Here is a 1,887-nt window from a genome sequence, read left to right on the forward strand (position 1 = left end):
GGTCTTTGAAAACTGAACAGTGGAGAGATGGTTGTGAACGAGCCAATAAACGTTAGCCGAGAGCTAAGCCGTATTGGTAAAGAAACAACTAACTCAAATAATTAGACCTCGTCTAAGAAATTGAGTAATTCCGAAACAACAACGAACAAAAGAGAGCTAATCAAGCTTATTTTATGAAGAATAGTGGCGGAAGTCACTAAAGATATTCATGGAGAGTTTGATCCTGGCTCAGGACGAACGCTGGCGGCGTGCTTAACACATGCAAGTCGAACGGAGATTAGTGAGAAGCTTGCTTTTTGCTAATTTTAGTGGCGGACGGGTGAGTAACGCGTGGGCAATCTGCCCGTAAGAGGGGGATAACACCTGGAAACGGGTGCTAATACCGCATAACATTATTTTTACGCATGTAGAGATAATCAAAGGAGAAATCCGCTTATGGATGAGCCCGCGTCTGATTAGCTAGTTGGTAGGGTAAGGGCCTACCAAGGCGACGATCAGTAGCCGGCCTGAGAGGGTGATCGGCCACACTGGAACTGAGACACGGTCCAGACTCCTACGGGAGGCAGCAGTGGGGAATCTTCCGCAATGGGCGAAAGCCTGACGGAGCAACGCCGCGTGAGTGAAGAAGGCCTTCGGGTTGTAAAACTCTGTCATCAGGGAAGAAACAAATGACGGTACCTGAGGAGGAAGCCACGGCTAACTACGTGCCAGCAGCCGCGGTAATACGTAGGTGGCGAGCGTTGTCCGGAATTACTGGGCGTAAAGCGCGCGTAGGCGGGAATTTAAGTCAGGAGTGTAAACTGACGGCTTAACCGTCAGCTTGCTTCTGAAACTGGATTTCTTGAGGGTATGAGAGGGAAGCGGAATTCCTAGTGTAGCGGTGAAATGCGTAGATATTAGGAGGAACACCAGTGGCGAAGGCGGCTTCCTGGCATACAACTGACGCTGAGGTGCGAAAGCGTGGGGAGCGAACGGGATTAGATACCCCGGTAGTCCACGCCGTAAACGATGGGCACTAGGTGTAGGAGGTATCGACCCCTTCTGTGCCGTAGTTAACACAATAAGTGCCCCGCCTGGGGAGTACGGCCGCAAGGCTGAAACTCAAAGGAATTGACGGGGGCCCGCACAAGCGGTGGAGTATGTGGTTTAATTCGACGCAACGCGAAGAACCTTACCAGGGCTTGACATCCCCTGACCGCCATGGAAACATGGACTTCTGCCTTCGGGTAGACAGGGAGACAGGTGGTGCATGGTTGTCGTCAGCTCGTGTCGTGAGATGTTGGGTTAAGTCCCGCAACGAGCGCAACCCCTATCTTTAGTTGCCATCAGGTAGAGCTGGGCACTCTAGAGAGACTGCCGGTGACAAACCGGAGGAAGGTGGGGATGACGTCAAATCATCATGCCCCTTATGTTCTGGGCTACACACGTACTACAATGGCCGGTACAATGGGCGGCGAAGGGGCGACCTGGAGCAAATCCCATCAAAGCCGGTCCCAGTTCGGATTGCAGTCTGCAACTCGACTGCATGAAGTCGGAATCGCTAGTAATCGCAGGTCAGCATACTGCGGTGAATACGTTCCCGGGCCTTGTACACACCGCCCGTCACACCACGAAAGTTGACAACACCCGAAGCCGGTGAGCTAACCGTAAGGAGGCAGCCGTCGAAGGTGGGGCCGATGATTGGGGTGAAGTCGTAACAAGGTAGCCGTATCGGAAGGTGCGGCTGGATCACCTCCTTTCTAAGGAGACTAACCCAAGCGAAAGCATTGGGGAGGCAGTTCAACTGAACTGCCGACATCCTAGGTCGATCAACCATCTCTCAAGACTGTTCACCAGTGAACAGTCGAGCACTGTTTAGTTTTGAGGGACCAAAATCCTTCAAGATAA

Annotated in this window: 1 rRNA gene; it reads left to right on the forward strand. The window is 52.2% G+C overall.

The features are described 5' to 3' along the window. The first annotated feature begins 205 nt into the window (after positions 1–205). Positions 206–1,739 (forward strand): 16S ribosomal RNA (locus tag Ga0451573_RS18830). The last annotated feature ends 148 nt before the right edge of the window (positions 1,740–1,887 follow it).

It is taken from the genome of Phosphitispora fastidiosa (genome assembly GCF_019008365.1).
In the GTDB taxonomy this organism is placed as follows: Bacteria; Bacillota; Thermincolia; order Thermincolales; family UBA2595; genus Phosphitispora; species Phosphitispora fastidiosa.